Origin of the sequence: Pseudomonas sp. NFACC16-2 (genome assembly GCF_900119205.1) — a bacterium.
GTDB classification, from domain to species: Bacteria; Pseudomonadota; Gammaproteobacteria; order Pseudomonadales; family Pseudomonadaceae; genus Aquipseudomonas; species Aquipseudomonas fluorescens_Q.
On sequence record NZ_FPIX01000022.1, the window covers coordinates 1 to 17,244 of the forward strand.

At 60.5% G+C, this 17,244-nt stretch carries 17 protein-coding genes and 1 rRNA gene; 4 read left to right on the forward strand and 14 right to left on the reverse strand.

All coding sequences use genetic code 11. From position 1 onward, the window contains the following. The 7 genes from BT116_RS17835 to BT116_RS17870 form a co-directional block, all read right to left on the reverse strand. Nucleotides 1–89 (reverse strand): 16S ribosomal RNA (locus tag BT116_RS17835); the annotation flags it as partial. A 553-nt stretch (nucleotides 90–642) separates the two neighbouring features. Continuing rightward, on the reverse strand, nucleotides 643–1,263 hold the full coding sequence (gene msrQ, locus BT116_RS17845; RefSeq protein WP_072346055.1) for a protein-methionine-sulfoxide reductase heme-binding subunit MsrQ: 621 nt from the start codon (nucleotides 1,261–1,263) through the stop codon (nucleotides 643–645). Then, nucleotides 1,263–2,276, reverse strand: coding sequence for a protein-methionine-sulfoxide reductase catalytic subunit MsrP (gene msrP, locus BT116_RS17850; protein WP_063324360.1), 1,014 nt, complete (start codon nucleotides 2,274–2,276; stop codon nucleotides 1,263–1,265). The genes msrQ and msrP overlap by 1 nt, the downstream gene beginning before the upstream one ends. A 75-nt stretch (nucleotides 2,277–2,351) precedes the next feature. Then, nucleotides 2,352–3,197 carry a CDP-diacylglycerol--serine O-phosphatidyltransferase gene (gene pssA / locus BT116_RS17855; protein ID WP_063324359.1) on the reverse strand — a complete coding sequence of 282 codons (846 nt, stop codon included), beginning with the start codon at nucleotides 3,195–3,197 and terminating at the stop codon, nucleotides 2,352–2,354. Between the two features lie 145 nt (nucleotides 3,198–3,342). Continuing rightward, nucleotides 3,343–4,359 (reverse strand): ketol-acid reductoisomerase, encoded by a 1,017-nt coding sequence (gene ilvC / locus BT116_RS17860; protein ID WP_024779611.1) that lies wholly within the window; start codon nucleotides 4,357–4,359, stop codon nucleotides 3,343–3,345. A 45-nt stretch (nucleotides 4,360–4,404) separates the two neighbouring features. Further along, entirely contained in the window at nucleotides 4,405–4,896 is a 492-nt protein-coding gene (gene ilvN / locus BT116_RS17865) for an acetolactate synthase small subunit (RefSeq protein WP_003205610.1), read from the reverse strand. A 2-nt stretch (nucleotides 4,897–4,898) separates the two neighbouring features. Further along, nucleotides 4,899–6,623 carry an acetolactate synthase 3 large subunit gene (locus BT116_RS17870; protein ID WP_072346158.1) on the reverse strand — a complete coding sequence of 575 codons (1,725 nt, stop codon included), beginning with the start codon at nucleotides 6,621–6,623 and terminating at the stop codon, nucleotides 4,899–4,901. A 401-nt stretch (nucleotides 6,624–7,024) separates the two neighbouring features. Between BT116_RS17870 and BT116_RS17875 the strand changes: the two genes are divergently transcribed. Then, complete coding sequence (locus BT116_RS17875; protein WP_024618735.1) at nucleotides 7,025–7,447, forward strand: DUF4124 domain-containing protein; 423 nt, start codon at nucleotides 7,025–7,027, stop codon at nucleotides 7,445–7,447. Nucleotides 7,448–7,453: 6 nt separating this feature from the next. Here BT116_RS17875 and BT116_RS17880 read toward each other — a convergent pair whose 3' ends face one another. From BT116_RS17880 to mrcB, 3 genes are read right to left on the reverse strand one after another with little or no spacing between them, the layout of a single operon-like run. Beyond that, nucleotides 7,454–7,783, reverse strand: coding sequence for a YqcC family protein (locus tag BT116_RS17880; protein WP_072346057.1), 330 nt, complete (start codon nucleotides 7,781–7,783; stop codon nucleotides 7,454–7,456). Beyond that, a complete protein-coding gene (locus BT116_RS17885) occupies nucleotides 7,783–8,502 on the reverse strand; it encodes a tetratricopeptide repeat protein (RefSeq protein WP_063324356.1) in 720 nt (239 codons plus the stop codon). The genes BT116_RS17880 and BT116_RS17885 overlap by 1 nt, the downstream gene beginning before the upstream one ends. A 16-nt stretch (nucleotides 8,503–8,518) precedes the next feature. Then, nucleotides 8,519–10,837 (reverse strand): penicillin-binding protein 1B, encoded by a 2,319-nt coding sequence (gene mrcB / locus BT116_RS17890; protein WP_063324355.1) that lies wholly within the window; start codon nucleotides 10,835–10,837, stop codon nucleotides 8,519–8,521. A gap of 118 nt (nucleotides 10,838–10,955) precedes the next feature. Here mrcB and BT116_RS17895 point away from each other — a divergent pair, with 118 nt between their 5' ends. From BT116_RS17895 to BT116_RS17905, 3 genes are all read left to right on the forward strand, one after another. Continuing rightward, entirely contained in the window at nucleotides 10,956–12,512 is a 1,557-nt protein-coding gene (locus tag BT116_RS17895; RefSeq protein ID WP_072346059.1) for a bifunctional aminoglycoside phosphotransferase/ATP-binding protein, read from the forward strand. Between the two features lie 87 nt (nucleotides 12,513–12,599). Further along, nucleotides 12,600–12,941, forward strand: a complete 342-nt coding sequence (locus BT116_RS17900) for a pentapeptide repeat-containing protein (RefSeq protein WP_003205621.1) — start codon at nucleotides 12,600–12,602, stop codon at nucleotides 12,939–12,941. A gap of 233 nt (nucleotides 12,942–13,174) precedes the next feature. Next, complete coding sequence (locus BT116_RS17905; protein WP_063324352.1) at nucleotides 13,175–13,447, forward strand: TfoX/Sxy family protein; 273 nt, start codon at nucleotides 13,175–13,177, stop codon at nucleotides 13,445–13,447. Between the two features lie 223 nt (nucleotides 13,448–13,670). Here BT116_RS17905 and BT116_RS17910 read toward each other — a convergent pair whose 3' ends face one another. From BT116_RS17910 to BT116_RS17925, 4 genes are read right to left on the reverse strand one after another with little or no spacing between them, the layout of a single operon-like run. Continuing rightward, the gene (locus BT116_RS17910; RefSeq protein ID WP_072346061.1) at nucleotides 13,671–14,525 is read right to left on the reverse strand and encodes a ChaN family lipoprotein; all 855 of its coding nucleotides are present in this window, start codon (nucleotides 14,523–14,525) and stop codon (nucleotides 13,671–13,673) included. Nucleotides 14,526–14,541: 16 nt separating this feature from the next. Further along, nucleotides 14,542–15,309, reverse strand: a complete 768-nt coding sequence (locus BT116_RS17915; RefSeq protein ID WP_072346063.1) for a heme ABC transporter ATP-binding protein — start codon at nucleotides 15,307–15,309, stop codon at nucleotides 14,542–14,544. Next, the gene (locus BT116_RS17920) at nucleotides 15,309–16,292 is read right to left on the reverse strand and encodes a FecCD family ABC transporter permease (protein ID WP_170845986.1); all 984 of its coding nucleotides are present in this window, start codon (nucleotides 16,290–16,292) and stop codon (nucleotides 15,309–15,311) included. Before BT116_RS17920 ends, BT116_RS17915 begins: the two co-directional genes overlap by 1 nt. Nucleotides 16,293–16,342: 50 nt before the next feature. Continuing rightward, nucleotides 16,343–17,221: a heme/hemin ABC transporter substrate-binding protein gene (locus tag BT116_RS17925; RefSeq protein WP_072346066.1), complete on the reverse strand. Its 879-nt coding sequence runs from the start codon at nucleotides 17,219–17,221 to the stop codon at nucleotides 16,343–16,345. Between the last annotated feature and the right edge of the window lie 23 nt (nucleotides 17,222–17,244).

Here is a 17,244-nt window from a genome sequence, read left to right on the forward strand (position 1 = left end):
GAGAAGCAAGCTTCTCTCTACCGCTCGACTTGCATGTGTTAGGCCTGCCGCCAGCGTTCAATCTGAGCCATGATCAAACTCTTCAGTTCAAACATCTTTGGGTTTTGAGAAAACCCTAAACTTGGCTCAGCAATCGTTGGTTACATCTTTGATTTCTCGCGGAGTAACTTGTGATGCTGATAATCTGTTGACTAGCAGTCTGACTCCACAAGCACCCACACGAATTGCTTGATTCAGTTGTTAAAGAGCGGTTGGCTGAGTCTTTCGTCTCAACCGAGGCGCGCATTCTACAGCGCCCCGTGTATCTGTCAAGCGGTTATTTTCAGAAGTTTTCAAAGTTTCGCTTCGGAAACATCAACAACTTCAACCACTTGCGCCTAAGATCTCTCGTTAGCGGGAGGCGAATTCTACAGCGTTACTCGCTGCTGTCAACACCTCTTTTTCACCGCTTTCGACCGAGAAGATCGAACCGCCGATAGAGCCAAACAACACCGCTCCACCTGCTCCTTCCGGGCTTCGATGAACTGAAGCCCTGCACCTTCGAAACCTAGTTAACTCATTGAATCTAAAGGAGTTTTCCGTTTCGACTGCGCCGGAAGTGGGGCGAATTATAGACTTCCAGAATCTGCCGTCAACCCTTAATTACGCTTTTGTTGCAGAAGAGACTTTCCTACCCCGCAAACGCGGGATCCGGCGCATAACCGGCGGGACTCTTAGCATCAACAGTACAGCCCCTATAAACGCGTATATCGCCCACTCCTTCAGATCTGCCCGCACGATCCACAGCATATGCAGCAACCCAAGCCCCAGGATCAGATAAACCAGGCGATGCAATTTCTTCCAACGCATGCCAAGCCGCCGCTGACTGTAGCGATTGGATGTGACCGCCAACGCCAGCAGGCCGAGAAACCCAAGCGCCCCGACGATAATGTAAGGCCGCTTGCTCAACTCGACGCCCAACTGCGACCAGTCGAACCCCAATATGAACGCCGCATACCCACTCAAATGCAGCACCACATAAGCAAAGCACCACAACCCCAACTGCCGCCTGACCGCAATCCACCCCGCCCATCCCGTCAGCTTTTGCAGCGGCGTCATGCTCAAGGTGATCAACAACAGGATCAACGTGCCCAACCCGAGCCGATCCACCAGCACCTTGCCCGGGTCAGGACCCAGCGAGTTCATCAAGGCCTCGTAAAGCCAGAACAAGGGCCAGATCGCCGCCGCGATGAAGACGCCGACTCGCCAGACTGGAAAACGCATCAGTAGTCCTTCCTCAGGTCCATCCCTGCATATAAAGAAGCGACTTCATCCTGATAGCCGTTGAACATCAACGTATCGCGGACATTGGGACTGAACAGACCGCTCGGTAAACGACGCTCATGCGCCTGGGTCCACCGCGGGTGATCGACCGTCGGATTGACGTTGGCATAAAAACCGTATTCGTCAGACGCAATGCTCTGCCAAGTCGTCTTCGGCTGCTCACTCACCAGACTGATACGCACGATGGACTTCACACTTTTGAAACCGTATTTCCATGGGACCACCAACCGCAGCGGCGCGCCGTTCTGGTTCGGCAACTCCCGCCCGTACATTCCCACCGCCAGAATGGCCAACGGGTTCATCGCCTCATCCAATCGCAAGCCTTCGACATACGGCCAGTCGATCAAGGCGAAACCGGAACGCTGCCCCGGCATGACCTTGGGATCCTGCAGGGTTTCGAAGCGGATGTACTTGGCCTTGGAGGTCGGTTCGACCTGCTTGAGCAAGGCAGAGATGGGGAAGCCAATCCACGGAATGACCATCGACCAAGCCTCGACACAGCGCAATCGATAGATGCGCTCTTCCAGTTGATAAGGCTTCATGAAGTCTTCCAACCCGTAGCGTCCCGGCTTGCCCACCTCCCCGTCCACGACCACGCTCCAGGGCTCGGTCTTCAACGATCCTGCATTGGCTGCCGGGTCTCCCTTGTCAGTTCCGAATTCATAGAAGTTGTTGTAGTGGGTTGCGTCCTTGAACGGCGTGATGGGCTCATTCTTGACCGTGACCACGCCCCATTGGACTGAGGGCAGTTTCTCGGCAAACCAGGACGGCGCCTTGCCGGGCTCGACATCGGCATAACGCGCCGCATCGGCAGCACTGGCCCATTGAGGCAAGCCGCTGACGGCGAGACCAGCCAGGGACGCACCGAGCATTTGCCGACGGGATAGATAGAGGGATTCGGGCGTGACGTCCGATTCACGGCAGTCGGACGACTTGGGGATCTTGATCAGCATGACAACTCCGCAGTATTGGAGGGCAGGTGCACCAATAGACTGCGGAGTATGGGGGAAATTACATTAAGGCAACGTTTAGCGTCGGCGAAGACGCAACAAGTATTGCACCGGTCCGGAAGCGGCATAGCCCAGGAAAACCAACAACAGGATACGCGGTGGATCACTGAACACCACTGCGAACACCAGCACCACCGCCAGAATCGCCACGAATGGCACACGCCCCTTCAGGTCGAGCTCCTTGAAGCTGTTGTATTTGATGTTGCTGACCATCAACATCCCGGCCGCCGCAACCAGCAACGCCACCAGGAACGACATTTTCGACCCCTGGATGCCGTAGTCGCTGAATGCCCAGACGACACCTGCCACGACACCCGCCGCGGCCGGACTGGCCAGGCCGATGAAGTAACGTTTGTCAGCCTTGCCAACCTGGGTGTTGAAACGCGCCAGGCGCAACGCCGCCCCCGCCACATAGATAAAGGCAACCATCCAGCCGACCTTGCCCATGTCTCCCAGCGCCCAGCCGAACGCCAGCAAGGCGGGAGCCACGCCAAAGGCGACCATGTCGGACAGTGAATCATACTCAGCGCCAAACGCACTCTGGGTATTGGTCATGCGGGCCACGCGCCCGTCCAGACCATCGAGCACCATGGCGACGAAGATCGCAATGGCGGCGAACGCGAAGTAACGACTCGCCCCTGCGCCATCCCCAGCGCTCAAGGCAGCCTGGGCACTCATGGAGTTGATGATGGAATAGAAACCGGCGAACAGGTTCGCGGTGGTGAACAGGTTCGGCAATAGATAGATGCCACGATGCCGGACCTTACGGCCTTCAGCGTCATGGCCTTCTTCGACGTGTTCATCGATGGGTAGCAGGCTTTCGGCGTCAGGAGCCTGGTTTGGCTCGTCGGGACGTTCGCTCATGGACAATACCTTGCAACGGTGTGAAAAAATTCGACAGATGTCTGGGACGACGGTTCGGCCGCAAACGATGCAGCTTTATACCAGAAGCCACCGCCCAAACGAAAAAACGCGGCCAAGGCCGCGTTTTTCGACTCAAGTTCGCGACTTAGTTCTTGGCTTTGTCGACGATCTTGTTGGCGCTGATCCACGGCATCATCGAACGCAGTTGCTCGCCGATGATTTCGATACCGTGCGCAGCGTTGTTGCGACGCTTGGCGGTCATCGAAGGATAGCCGGTGGCGCCTTCGCTGATGAACATCTTGGCGTATTCGCCGTCCTGGATACGTTTCAGGGCGTTGCGCATGGCCTGACGGGATTCGGCGTTGATCACTTCCGGACCGGTCACGTACTCGCCGTACTCGGCGTTGTTGGAGATCGAGTAGTTCATGTTGGCGATACCGCCTTCGTACATGAGGTCAACGATCAGCTTCAGTTCGTGCAGGCACTCGAAGTAAGCCATTTCCGGCGCGTAGCCCGCTTCGACCAGGGTTTCAAAACCGGCCTTGACCAGTTCGACGGTACCGCCACACAGAACGGCTTGCTCGCCGAACAGGTCGGTTTCGGTCTCGTCCTTGAACGTGGTTTCGATGATGCCGGTACGACCGCCACCCACGCCAGCGGCGTAGGACAGAGCCACGTTCTTGGCATTGCCCGAAGCGTCCTGGTAGATCGCGATCAGGTCAGGGATACCGCCGCCTTTCACGAACTCGGAACGCACGGTGTGGCCCGGAGCCTTCGGCGCGATCATGATCACGTCGAGGTCGGCACGCGGCACGACCTGGTTGTAATGGATCGAGAAACCGTGGGAGAAGGCCAGGGTCGCGCCTTTCTTGATGTTCGGTTCGATTTCGTCGCGATACAGGGCGCCCTGGAACTCGTCCGGCGTCAGGATCATGACCAGGTCGGCAGCGGCAACGGCGGAAGCCACGTCAGCCACTTTCAGGCCATGGGCTTCTGCCTTGGCAACGGTGGCCGAGCCTTTGCGCAGGCCGACAGTCACGTCAACGCCGGAATCTTTCAGGTTGCACGCCTGGGCGTGACCTTGGGAACCGTAGCCGATGATGGCGACTTTCTTGCCCTGGATGATCGACAGGTCGCAGTCTTTATCGTAGAAAACTTTCATGAATTTCCCCTCTATCCGGCCGTTCAGGCCATTCGCTAATTTGGTTTAGATGCTCAGTACTTTGTCGCCACGGGCAATCCCGGTGACGCCACTGCGTACGGTTTCCAGAATCGAGGCAGTGCCGATCGATTGAATGAAGCTGTCGAGCTTGTCGCTGGTACCGGTCAACTGAACGGTATAGACGCTGGCGCTGACATCGACGATCTGCCCACGATAAATATCGGTAGTACGCTTGATCTCGGCGCGCTGGGCGCCGGTGGCCTTGACCTTGACCAGCATCAGTTCACGCTCGATGTGAGCGCTTTCCGACAGGTCCACCAGCTTGACCACCTCGATCAGCTTGTTCAGGTTCTTGGTGATCTGCTCGATGATTTCATCGTGCCCCACGGTGGTCAGCGTCAGACGCGACAGGGTCGGGTCTTCGGTTGGCGCCACGGTCAGGCTTTCAATGTTGTAGTTGCGCTGCGAGAACAGGCCTACAACACGAGACAGCGCACCCGGTTCGTTTTCCAGAAGCAAGGAAATAATGTGTCGCATGATTAGGTACGCTCCGTCTTGCTCAGCCACATATCGCGCATGGAGCCGTCTTTGATCTGCATCGGGTAGACGTGCTCGCTGGTGTCGACCGCAATATCGATCACCACCAGGCGATCCTTCATGGCGAACGCTTCCTCCATCTTCGACTTCAAATCCTTCGATTCGGTGATGCGCACGCCAACGTGACCGTAGGCCTCTGCCAGCTTGACGAAATCAGGCAACGATTCCATGTACGAGTGCGAGTGACGGCTGCCGTAGCTCATGTCCTGCCACTGGCGAACCATCCCCAACACGCCGTTGTTCAGGATCACGATCTTCACCGGCAAACCGTATTGCAGGCAGGTGGACAGTTCCTGGATGTTCATCTGGATGCTGCCCTCGCCGGTGACGCAGGCGACATCAGCCTCTGGAAAGCTCAACTTGATGCCCATGGCCGCCGGGAAACCGAAGCCCATGGTGCCCAGGCCGCCGGAGTTGATCCAGCGATTGGGCTTGTCGAACTTGTAGTACTGCGCAGCGAACATCTGGTGCTGGCCCACGTCGGAGGTCACAAAGGCATCGCCGTTGGTCACTTCGCACAGGGTTTCGATCACGGTCTGCGGCTTGATCACACTGCCGTCACCCTTGTCATAAGGGAACAGGCCACGATCGCCGCGCCATTCATCGACCTGCTTCCACCAGCTGGCCACGGACTCCTTGTTTGGAACCTCGCCGATTTCCTTGAGGATGGCGACCATTTCGGTCAGCACGCTCTCTACAGGACCGACAATCGGCACGTCTGCCTTGATGGTCTTGGAGATGGACGCCGGGTCGATGTCGATGTGGATGATCTTGGCGTTCGGGCAGAATTTCGCCGGCCCGTTGATAACGCGGTCGTCGAAACGCGCGCCAACCGCCAGGATGACATCGGCGTGGTGCATCGCCAGGTTGGCGGTGTAGCTGCCGTGCATGCCGAGCATACCGATGAACTGACGGTCGGTGCCAGGGAACGCGCCCAGGCCCATCAGCGTATTGGTGACCGGCAGGTTGAGCATTTTTGCCAGTTCAGTCAGCGGCGCGGAGCCACCGCCGAGGATCACGCCACCACCGGAGTACAGCACCGGGCGCTTGGCCGCCAGGAGCATTTCGGCTGCCTTGCGGATTTGCCCGGAGTGGCCGCGTACGGCCGGGCTGTAGGAACGCAGCTTGGCTTTTTTCGGGAAGATGTATTCGAACTTCTCGGCCGGGTTGGTCATGTCTTTCGGGACATCGACCACGACCGGGCCCGGACGACCGGATTCAGCCAGGTAGAAGGCCTTCTTCATGACTTCCGGGATCTCCGATGCGTGCTTGATCATGAAGCTGTGCTTCACGATCGGCCGGGAGATACCGATCATGTCGGTTTCCTGGAATGCATCGGTCCCCACCATGGTGCTGGGCACCTGGCCGGAAATGATCACCATCGGGATGGAGTCCATGTACGCGGTAGCGATACCGGTGATGGCGTTCGTGGCGCCTGGACCGGAAGTCACCAGTACCACGCCGGCCTTGCCGGTGGCACGGGCATAGCCGTCAGCCATATGGGTGGCCGCCTGCTCGTGACGAACCAGGATGTGGGTCACTTCCGGTTCTTTGAACAGGGCATCATAGACATGAAGAAGAGCACCACCGGGGTACCCGTAAATATATTTGACGCCTTCGTCACGCAAAAAGCGGACGAGCATCTCACCGCCAGATAAAAGCTCCACGTTGTTCACCTCTAAAACGCCAGAATACCGACCCACAAGAAAGGGACGGGTCTTAATAGGTTTACTTCTCGGCAGAGCATGAGCGACGGTGGTCGCCGACTACGTCAGCACTGACTGAGCAAGTATTGGGATCGTCCCAAGTGTTGCGGGCCTTTCCCACCCAGCGCGAGGTAACGCGTTGCGGGTGTAACAGGTCGGCGCGGATGTGCGCCTCATGATCTGCTGAGTGGGTCTGCTTCTGGCAGTCCCTCTACAGCGGACTTTGGATTCTTCTGTTTCGCCTCCTTCAAGTCAAGTCGTCTATGTGCTTTATTCGAAGTAAGCGCATGAGAACGCAAGAAAAAACCTTTAAACGGCAACTGTGTTAGCTTCAATTGCGCAACCCATGACAAGGAAACAGCATGCGAATGATCTTCTTGACGGCCAGCCTGCTGGTTGGCCTGAGCCCGATGTGCATGGCCGGCCAGGTCTACAAATGGGTGGACGCCCAGGGTGTTACCCACTTCGGCGCCCAGCCGCCGGAAGGCACGGAGGCCACGACGGTGATCAAGTCCGCCCCGCCGCCCGCCAAACCGGCGGCACCGCCGTCTGGCGGAGTCATTGGCGACCAAAAGGCCATCGATCAACAGGTCAAGAAACAGATTGCCGAGCAGGAAGCCCAACTAAAGGCGTTTTGCGAACAGGCGCGGACCAACCTGGCGCAATTGCAGAACAATCCCAGGGTACGTGAAGACGTGGAGGGGGAAATGCGCCGCCTCACCGATGAGGAGCGACGCCTGCGGATCGACGAGACCCGCAAGCAAATCGAGGAGAACTGTCAGTAACGCCGGTCAGCCGGCGTTGCTGATCAACTGATCGAACTGCGCCAGCAGCCGCTGCAACTCGATGCCCTGCCCTGGCCGCTGGGCATAGACCATCTCGGCCATGGCAAGGATGCCCGAGGCGTTGGGCAGCGGCAGGTCGTTTTCCAGGATAGTTTTCATCCTGGGCAGGAAGATCCATTGCAGCCATTGCTCGAAGTCCAGGGTGTCGACCGCGAACGGCTCGACGCTGGCCAGCGCCTGCGCCGAAGGCGACACATCGCTCCACCAGCCCTGGACCCGCAGTTCCCGCTCGATCAACAGCAACTGATCGGCGATCCGAGGAAAACGCGTATCCATCAGAGCGAAACCTTGGCCTTCTGACGGGCCAATGCCGCGCCAGCGGAATCGCCCTGTTTCTCACGGGCCTGGGCGATCAATTCCCACAGGCTGGCCTGAAGTGCCGGACGACCACTGGAGAATGTCAGGCCACGACGGGCCAGCTGTTCGGCTTGCGGTGCGTCGCCCTGGGCCATGCGCACCTGGGCCAGGCGATAAAGCACCTGGGGTTCGCGCGGCGCGACACGCTGGGCGCGCTCCAGGCTGGAAGACGCACCGTTGAGGTCACCGCCGGCCTGTTGCTGTTGCGCGGTGGTCAGCAGGGCCAGGACCGGACCGTCGAGCTGCTCATCGGCGGACAGACCACCGGCTCCTGCCGACGGAATGCTGCTCGGCGTCGAAGGCATGCTGTAGCTGCCCTGATCGATCGGCGAGGTTTCGATTGGCCCGGGGGTGATCGGGCCCGGCGTGATCGGCGTGCTGCTGATCGGCGCCGAGGTCGTCGCGCCGCCACCTGGCACCATCACGACGACACCGGTGTCGCCCTGCGGGATTGCCTGGACCTGGCCCTGCACCGGCCGCTTCACTGTCGTCTGACGGAAACCGCCGTTGGCCGAGACCCGCTCACTGTTGGAAACAGCGGTGCCGGAGTCAACGACCGGAATCGAACCACGTTGTACGGTAGAACAACCACTGAGCAAAGCCACGGCTGTTACCGCTGGAATCAACCACTTGTTCACTTGAAACCCTCTTTGCTTAATTCATCCAGTCCTTGACCCAATCCATCACCGATTCGGCGGGATTCGTGCCGCCACAGGCAGCACCAGGTGGCGGTTCGCTGCCGCGAATATACGGCATCTGCACAGCGCCGGGGCAATTGGCATCGGAGCCTTGCCCCGTGCGTGAATCGACCCACGCCTGGACGATGTTGTCCGGTTGCGGCATGTCCAGCGGCAACGGGTCGGCCTTGCGCATGAAACTGGTCCAGACCTGCAGCGCACCGGTGGCACCGGTGAATGGGGTCTTGCCGTTGTCATCACGTCCGAGCCAGACCACCGCCAGCAGGTCCTGGCTGAAGCCGGCGAACCAACTGTCACGCGAGTCGTTACTGGTACCGGTCTTGCCCGCCAGGGTCAGGGTCCGGGGCAGCACGTTATAGACCGAACTGCCGGTGCCTTCACGCATGACCCGCTGCATGGCGCTCTGGATCAGGTAAATGGAGGCCGGATCGAAACGCTGCTGAATCTGGAACGGATAACGCTTGAGCGGCTCGCCATCGGCGGTCAGCACACTGCGGATCCCGCGCATCGGCGTATTGAAACCGCCGTTGGCCAGCGTCTGGTACATGGCCGCCACTTCTATCGGCGTCAGCCCACCCGCCCCCAGCAACATCGACGGGAAGGCCGGCAGTTCGCGGCTTACTCCCAGGCGTGCCAGAGTCTTGAGTACATTCGGCACGCCGACTTCCAGCCCGAGGCGAGCTGTCGACAGGTTGTAGGAATGCGCCAGCCCCTGATAGAGGAACACCGTGCCGTGGGAACGACGGTCATAGTTCTGCGGTTTCCAGACCTGGCCATCGGCCCCCTTGACCGAGAACGTCTCGTCCGACAGCCAGCTGGTCAACGTGTATTGGCTCGGCTTTTCCAGGGCGGTGAGGTACACCGCCGGCTTGATCAGCGAGCCAATCGGGCGCACCGCATCCAGCGCCCGGTTGAAACCGGCGAAACTGGCCTGCCGGCTGCCGATCATGGCCTGGACTTCGCCGGTTTCCGGGTTGGTCACCACCATGGCCGCTTCGACTTCGTCAGCGCCCTTGCGCCCACCCAGTCGCTTGAAGGTGTCCTCGACCGAGGCTTCGGCTTTCATCTGCAGGATCGGGTCGAAACTGGTGAAGATGCGCAGGCCTTCTTCGGTCAAGTCTTCGTCGCGGTAGTCTTCCCGCAGCTGACGCTTGACCAGGTCCATGAAACCGGGGAACGAACTGTCTGCCAGGCTGCCACGCTTGGTCACGCCTAACGGCATCTTTTTCGCCGCCTCGACTTGCTCGGCCGTCGCCACACCCTGTTGTTGCAGCAGGTCGAGCACCAGGTTGCGCCGTTCGAGGGCGCGTTCCGGATTACGACGCGGGTTATAGGAAGACGGCCCCTTGACCATGCCCACCAACAACGCCACCTGATGCAACTTGAGCTCGGACAGCGGTTGGCTGAAGAAGAACTGGCTGGCGAGGCCGAAACCGTGCACCGCCCGTTGACCGTCCTGGCCGATAAATACCTCGTTGAGGTACGCCTCCAGGATCTCCTGCTTGTCGTAGTGCAGCTCCAGCAACAACGCCATCATGGCTTCGGTGAGCTTGCGGGTCAGGCTGCGTTCGTTGGTCAGGTAGAAGTTCTTGACCAACTGCTGGGTCAGCGTGCTGCCGCCCTGGCGCATGTGACCCGAGGAGGTATTGACCCAGACGGCCCGGGCAATCGACTTGGGCGAGACGCCGAAGTGATGGTAGAAGTCGCGGTCTTCGACGGCGATCAGCGTATCGAGCAGGAACGGCGGCACCTGGTCGATCTTGATCAGGATCCGGTCTTCGAGGTTCTTGGGGTACAGGCCACCAATGAGCAGCGGCTCAAGGCGCACCACCGACAGGCTTGCGTTGTTGGCGCCGGTCAACGCAGCGACATAATCGCCGGAAAAACGCACCCGCACCGGTTGTGCCTGCTCCATGCCCTCATAGAACTGGAAGCCACGGGTATTGAGGTCGATGGTATTGCCATTGACCGAGGCTGCGCCCGGACCATTGGCCACGCTTTCACGGCGATAACCCAAGGCATCGAGCTCGGTCAGGAAATCATCCTTGCTCAGCTTTTGTCCGACGAACAGCTCCAACGGCCGGGCATAGACCTTGGCCGGAATGGTCCAGCGCTTGCCGGAGAACTTCTCCTGGACCACGGCATCGAGATAGACCGCAAAACCGGCGAGCACGACGAGGCCCACCAGGCTGAGTTTAAGGGCCCAGCCCAGCCAGGGCCGCAGGCGGCTGGCGGGTGGTTTCTTGGGGGTACGGGGGGATCGGGTACGAGTCATGGCGGCGGATTATACGCACTTTGTCGGGGTTCAACATGAGCCCTCCACGCGGTTTGCGTTAGCGCGGCTTGCGGCCATAATGACGGCCTGAATTTTTCCAGTCTATGAAGGACCGCCCGTGAGCCAATCCCTGATCGCTGCCCTGCAAAACCCGGCCCTCTACCCGCATCCCGTCGAAGGGTTCCAGGTCATCGAGACCCACATTTCCTGGGTATTGCTCACTGGGCCATACGCCTACAAACTCAAAAAACCGGTCAACTTCGGCTTCCTCGACTTCACCAGCCTCGAGGCGCGCAAGCACTTCTGTGGTGAGGAGTTGCGCCTCAACCAGCGCCTGACCCAGGACCTGTACCTGGACGTCCTGCCAATTACCGGCAGCGCCGAAGCGCCGCAGCTGGGTGGCGACGGCCCGGCCATCGAGTACGCCCTGAAGATGCGTCAGTTCCCGCAGAGCGAACTGCTCAGCACGCTGCAAGCCAACGGCGAACTGACTACCGCGCACATCGACGAGATGGCCGCGCAGATCGCCCAATTCCACCTCGCCACGCCCAAGGTGCCCGCCGCAAACGACGCCGGCACCCCGCAAAGCGTGATGGCACCGGTGCTGCAGAACTTCGAACAGATCCGCCCGTTCCTCAACGACAAGGCCGACCTGTTGCAACTCGAAGCCCTGCAAGCCTGGGCCGAAAGCAGTTTCGAACGCCTCAAGCCGCTGTTCACCCAACGCAAGGCCGAAGGCTTCATCCGCGAATGCCACGGTGATATCCACCTGGGCAACGCCACCGTGATCGACGGCAAGGTGGTGATTTTCGACTGCATCGAGTTCAACGAGCCGTTCCGTTTCACCGACGTCTATGCCGACACCGCATTCCTGGCGATGGACCTGGAGGACCGCGGTCTGAAATCGCTGGCACGGCGCTTCGTCAGCCAGTACCTGGAACTGACCGGTGACTACCAGGGCCTGGAGCTGCTGAACTTCTATAAAGCCTATCGTGCCCTGGTCCGGGCAAAAGTCGCGCTGTTCAGCATGCCGGCCGAAGCCGATCCGGTGCAGCGCGCCACCACCCTGCGCCAGTACCGCAACTACGCCAACCTGGCCGAAAGCTACAGCACCATTCCTTCGCCTTTCCTGGCCATCACCCACGGCGTCTCGGCCGTCGGCAAAAGCCATGTCGCGATGCGCCTGGTAGAGGCACTGGGCGCCATTCGCCTGCGTTCGGACGTGGAGCGCAAGCGTCTGTTCGGCCAGCAACAAGTACCCAACGACCCACAGGCCGGCATTTATAGCAGCGACGCCAGCAGCGCTACCTACGCCCGCCTGCATGAAATCGCCGCGGTGATCCTGCGCGCCGGCTTCCCGGTGGTGATCGATGCCACTTACCTCAAGCGCGATCAACGCGACGCAGCAGCGAAAATTGCCGAAGCCACCGGTGCTCCGTTCCTGATCCTCGACTGCGATGCGCCGCAAGCGGTCATCGAAAGCCGCCTGGCACAACGGCAGGCCGACCAGAAAGACCCCTCCGATGCGAATCTGGCGGTCATTGCCGCCCAACAGTCCAGCCGCGAAGCCCTGACCCCGGCGGAAATTCTCTGCAGCAAACGGGTCCAAACCAACGAAAGCGGCACACTCGACATCGTGGTCGCGCAGATCCGTCAGCGCTTGCCAGGCTTGTAACTATTTCGGCCGTGAAGCGATGCCCGGCTTCACGGCCGCCAAATAGTGGCACTATACTGGCGTCATAAAACCAACAGGTGATATGAAATGAGCCTTCCCAAGCTTCTCAACACCCCGCTGTATGCCTTGCTACGCAAAGACGATATCGCCGGGTTCAACAACGAACGCCCACAAGGCCCAGTCGACATGCGTGGTGGCGATTTTCGCGGCCTTGATCTGCGGGAACTGAACGCGGACGACGTTGACTTCAGCGACGCCTACTTCCGCTCCGCCGATCTGCGTGGTATCGATTTTCGCAAGTCGTCACTGGAAGGCGCGAGCCTGGCCCACGCGCAGATATCCGGCGCCTACTTCCCGCCAGAGCTGTCTGCGGACGAGATCCTGATGTCGATGAACTTCGGCACCCGGTTGCGCTACCGCACTCGCTGAACCTGTTTGAAGCGGGTCGGCCAGCGAGCGGAACTGCTACAGACTGAAACGGACCTCCAGCGCCCCCGCTTGCGCTGGAGCAGTTAGTTTGCAGCCTTTTCCCACCCCATCGTGCGTAATGCATTAGAAGCTTTTGCGTCAAATCCGAGCAAACAATCACGCTTTTCCTACTGACCGCTACACTGCTCAGAAGCTTGCCCATTGCACCAATCGGCCATTCGCAAGGAGGCTCGATGAATGATGAACTGCAACATCTGAAGAATCTGGGCAAGACATCAGCCCAGTGGCTGCACGCCGTGGGCATTCACAGTGCCTCGGATCTACGCCGGCTTGGCGCGGTGGACGCCTATCGCGCCGTACGCACTCGGGGCTTCCGGGCCTCCAAGGTGTTGCTGTACGCCATCGAGGGCGCGTTGATGGATGTGCATTGGAATGACATCCCCGCCGAGCGCAAAGAAGCCCTGAATAAACAGCTGGACGCCATTTCAATGCGCCATAAGACCTGACGCCCCTTTCGTTTCCAGCGCGAACCCTGGTCGCGCGGTTATTTCGGCGAATCGCAAAACAATGTTTGACATGGTAATGAGAATCGCTATGATTAGCACATCCGGTCGCGAGACTGGTCGATATTTGAACAGCCCTTGGTTCGGACTCTCAGATATCTCCTCATCAGGCTAATCACGGTTATTTGACCCGGCTTTTGCCGGGTCTTTTTTTGCCTGTAGGAAATCACTTCCCGGCGTGTTCGCGCATCTGCGCGCAGTAATCCTGTGGCGGCATGGCCGGCGTGTACCACACGTAATCCGCCATGGCCGACGTCACCTCGCTGCCCTCCTCGGCCAGCATCAAGACGATGGGTGCCTCACTGGCGCCAAGATCCAACGCATGCATCGGCACACCAACATCCTTGCGCGCATGCCAGGCACCGGCGAACAACAGTGTCGGTGCCGGCGCTTGCAACAAGCGTTCGGCCATGCGCCGGTCACGCTGCTGCTGCACGGCCAGCATCGCCGGCATTTGCGACTCGGGCAGCAAACCGCAGTGGGATTCACGGATTTGCCCCAACAACTCGTCCTTCACAGTGGCTGCATTGGAGCGGGTGCCCATCAAGCTGGGGACTTGTCGATAGAAACGCTGGATCTCGGCGGTGTCCAGATTGGCGGCCAGCAACGGATAACGTTGTGCCAGGGCAAACTCGACGACGGGGCCATACAAGCTCCAATCCCAGCCCGGCGACCAGTCCAGTGCGCCGGGCAGGTCCTTCGGCAAGGTGGGTAACTGGCGGACCGCATCAACGCGTGGTTGCTGGGCGGGGGTGAGCATTTCCAGCAACAGGCTGCCCTGGACCCGCTGCCCGGCCAGGGCCTGGAGCAGCCAGACCTGCAGTGCGTGGTGATCGCGATTGTCGTGCCGCTCCCCCACCACCACCCTAGGCGCCGTTGCCAAGCGTTCGACCAATGCCTGGGGTGTCACGGCCTGGCCATTGTGCAAATCACGGATTCGTCCGCCGAGTGGGGGCGGTGTGATGCTCTGACACGCCGTCAGTACACTCAACGCCAGAATCAGAAGCAGGCGCACGTCCATCTCCTCCAGGGCGCCCTCAGCGGGCAATGATCAATGGATGCCCGCGCTCCGGATGGTCTTGCACCAGCACGTCCAGGCCAAACACCGCCTTGAGCGGTTCCGGGCGCAGCACGTGCCGGGGCGTGTCCAGGGCCACTGGCCGACCGGACGCGAGCAGCAACAGGCGATCACAGTAACGCGCCGCCAGGTTCAGGTCATGTAGGATCACCAACACGGCGGCGCCACGACTGGCGAACTCACGCACTGCCTGGAGGATGGTGTGCTGATGCAGCGGATCGAGCATCGAGGTCGGCTCATCCAGCAACAGGGTTTGCCCCGTTTCACCTGGCCACAACTGCGCCAACACCCGCGCCAGATGCACCCGCTGACGTTCGCCGCCGGACAACGCCAGGTAACTGCGACCGTGCAGATGCGCAGCGTCTGCCACTTGCAGCGCCGAGGCGACGATTTGCTCATCGCGCACTCGACCACTCTGGTGCGGCAGGCGCCCCATGCCGACGACCTCCTCGACACGGAAGGCGAAATCCAGGGTCGAGGACTGCGGCAAGACCGCCAGGCGCCGGGCGCGCTCCGCCCCCTGCCACTGGGCCAGTGGCCGATCATCGAGCCAGACCTGCCCTTGGGCCGGGCGCAATTCGCCGCACAGGCCCGCCAGCAAAGTACTTTTACCTGCGCCGTTGGGCCCAAGCACTCCGAGTACTTCACCAGGGTTGAGCGCGAGATCGACGTCCGCCAGCACCGTCTTGCGGCCACGTTGAATGTGCAGGTTCTGCGCTCGCAGCATCAGGCGCGCCCTCGCACCAATAGATAAAGGAAGAACGGCGCGCCGATGAAGGCCGTGACAATGCCGATCGGCAATTCCGCAGGCGCCAGTGCCAGGCGCGCCACCAGATCGGCGAACAGTAGCAGGCTTGCGCCCGCCAACACCGAAGCAGGCAGCAACACACGGTGATCGGGGCCGGCCACCAGCCGCACCAGGTGCGGCACTACCAGCCCGACAAAGCCGATCATGCCCGCAGCCGCCACCGCCGCGCCAACCCCCAAGGCCGTACAAAACACCAGTTCACGCTTGAGGCTTTCGACGTTAACGCCCAGGTGGGCAGCCTCGGATTCTCCTAGCAACAGCGCATTGAGTGCCCTGGCCCGGCGTGGCAGCCAGAGCGCCACTGCGGCACTGACCAGCAACAGCGGCCACAACCGCGCATAGCTGGCGCCGTTGAGACTGCCCAGGTTCCAGAACGTCAGGGTGCGCAGGGTCGCGTCATCCGCCAGGTAGGTGAACAGACCGACGGCCGAACCGGATAGCGCGGTCAGGGCAATACCGGCCAGGAGCATGGTTGCGACATGGGTCTGGCCGTTGCGTCGCCCGAGACGATAGACCAACGCCGTAACGCCGAGCCCGCCAAGGAATGCACACAGCGACAACACGTAGGGGCCAAAGGCTTCGGGCAAACCACCCAGCGCCGAGCCAGCGACAATGGCGAACGCGGCACCCAATGCCGCACCGCTGGACACGCCCACCAGCCCCGGGTCCGCCAGTGGGTTGCGAAACAGTCCTTGCATTGCCACACCGGACAACGCCAGCACCCCGCCCACCGCCAACCCCAGCAGGGTGCGCGGCAAACGGATCTGGCCGAGGATCAGTTCGGCCTGCTCCAGGCCATCGGCCGCCACCGGCAAGCCCAACAAGCGCAGGGCGGCGCGCAAGGTGTCGAGCAGCGGCAAGCTCACCGGCCCCAGGGCCAGGGACAGCCAGGTTGCCAGCAGACACAGCAGGCCCAGGCCAATGAACAACGTGCGTGGCTTGACCAACGAGGTCATGGCGCCGTGGCCGACGCAGCCGGATAGAAGCCCGCCGTCAGTGTCACCAGGCTTTGTGGCAACCGCGGGCCCAATCCGCCTACCAACAGCGTCGGGTCAAGCTCCATGACGCGCCCATCCCTGGCGGCCTGGGTCGAGGAAAGAATCGGGTTTTCCCTGAACAGCGCCGCACGCGCTTCTTCACCGCTCAAGGCACGATCAGCAAAGACCAGCACTTGCGGATTCAGGCTGGCCAGGGTTTCCACGGAAAAAGACTTGTAGCCGCTGTGGGTCGCCAGGTTATGACCGCCGGCCTGCTGTAACAGCCAATCAGCCGAAGTCCCCTTACCGGCGACCAGTGGCTTGCCGCCGGAACTGCCCACCAACAGCAATATGCCGGGGGCCTTTTGCTTGCGCTGGGCCTCGGCCACCCGGGCCTGTTGCTGAATGAGTTGTTTTTGATAAAGGTCGAACAACCGCGTCGCCTCGGCCTCAGCCCCCAGCAATTGTCCCAGGTGCCGCAGATTGCCCTGCAGGGTCGGCAGGTCTGGTGTGGCCGAGAACAGTTCGACCTGCACACCGGCGCTGCGAATTTGCGCCAACACGGGCGGTGGCCCCATTTCCTCGGTGCCCACCAGGATCTGCGGACGCAGGCTCAGCACGCCCTCCGCCGACAGCTGTCGCTGATAGCCAATACTGGGCAAGGCTCGCAAGGATTCAGGATGCTGGCTTGTGGTGTCCACACCCACCAGTTTCGACTCACCCCCCAGCGCGCTGACCCACTCCGACAAGGCGCCGCCGGCACTGACCCAGCGTTGCGGCAATTGGGCCGCGCTGGCCCCTTGGCTGACCAACAATGCAACACAGAGCGCAACAACGTGGATGTTCAGGCGCATCGGGCAGCGTCCTCAAAGAAGTT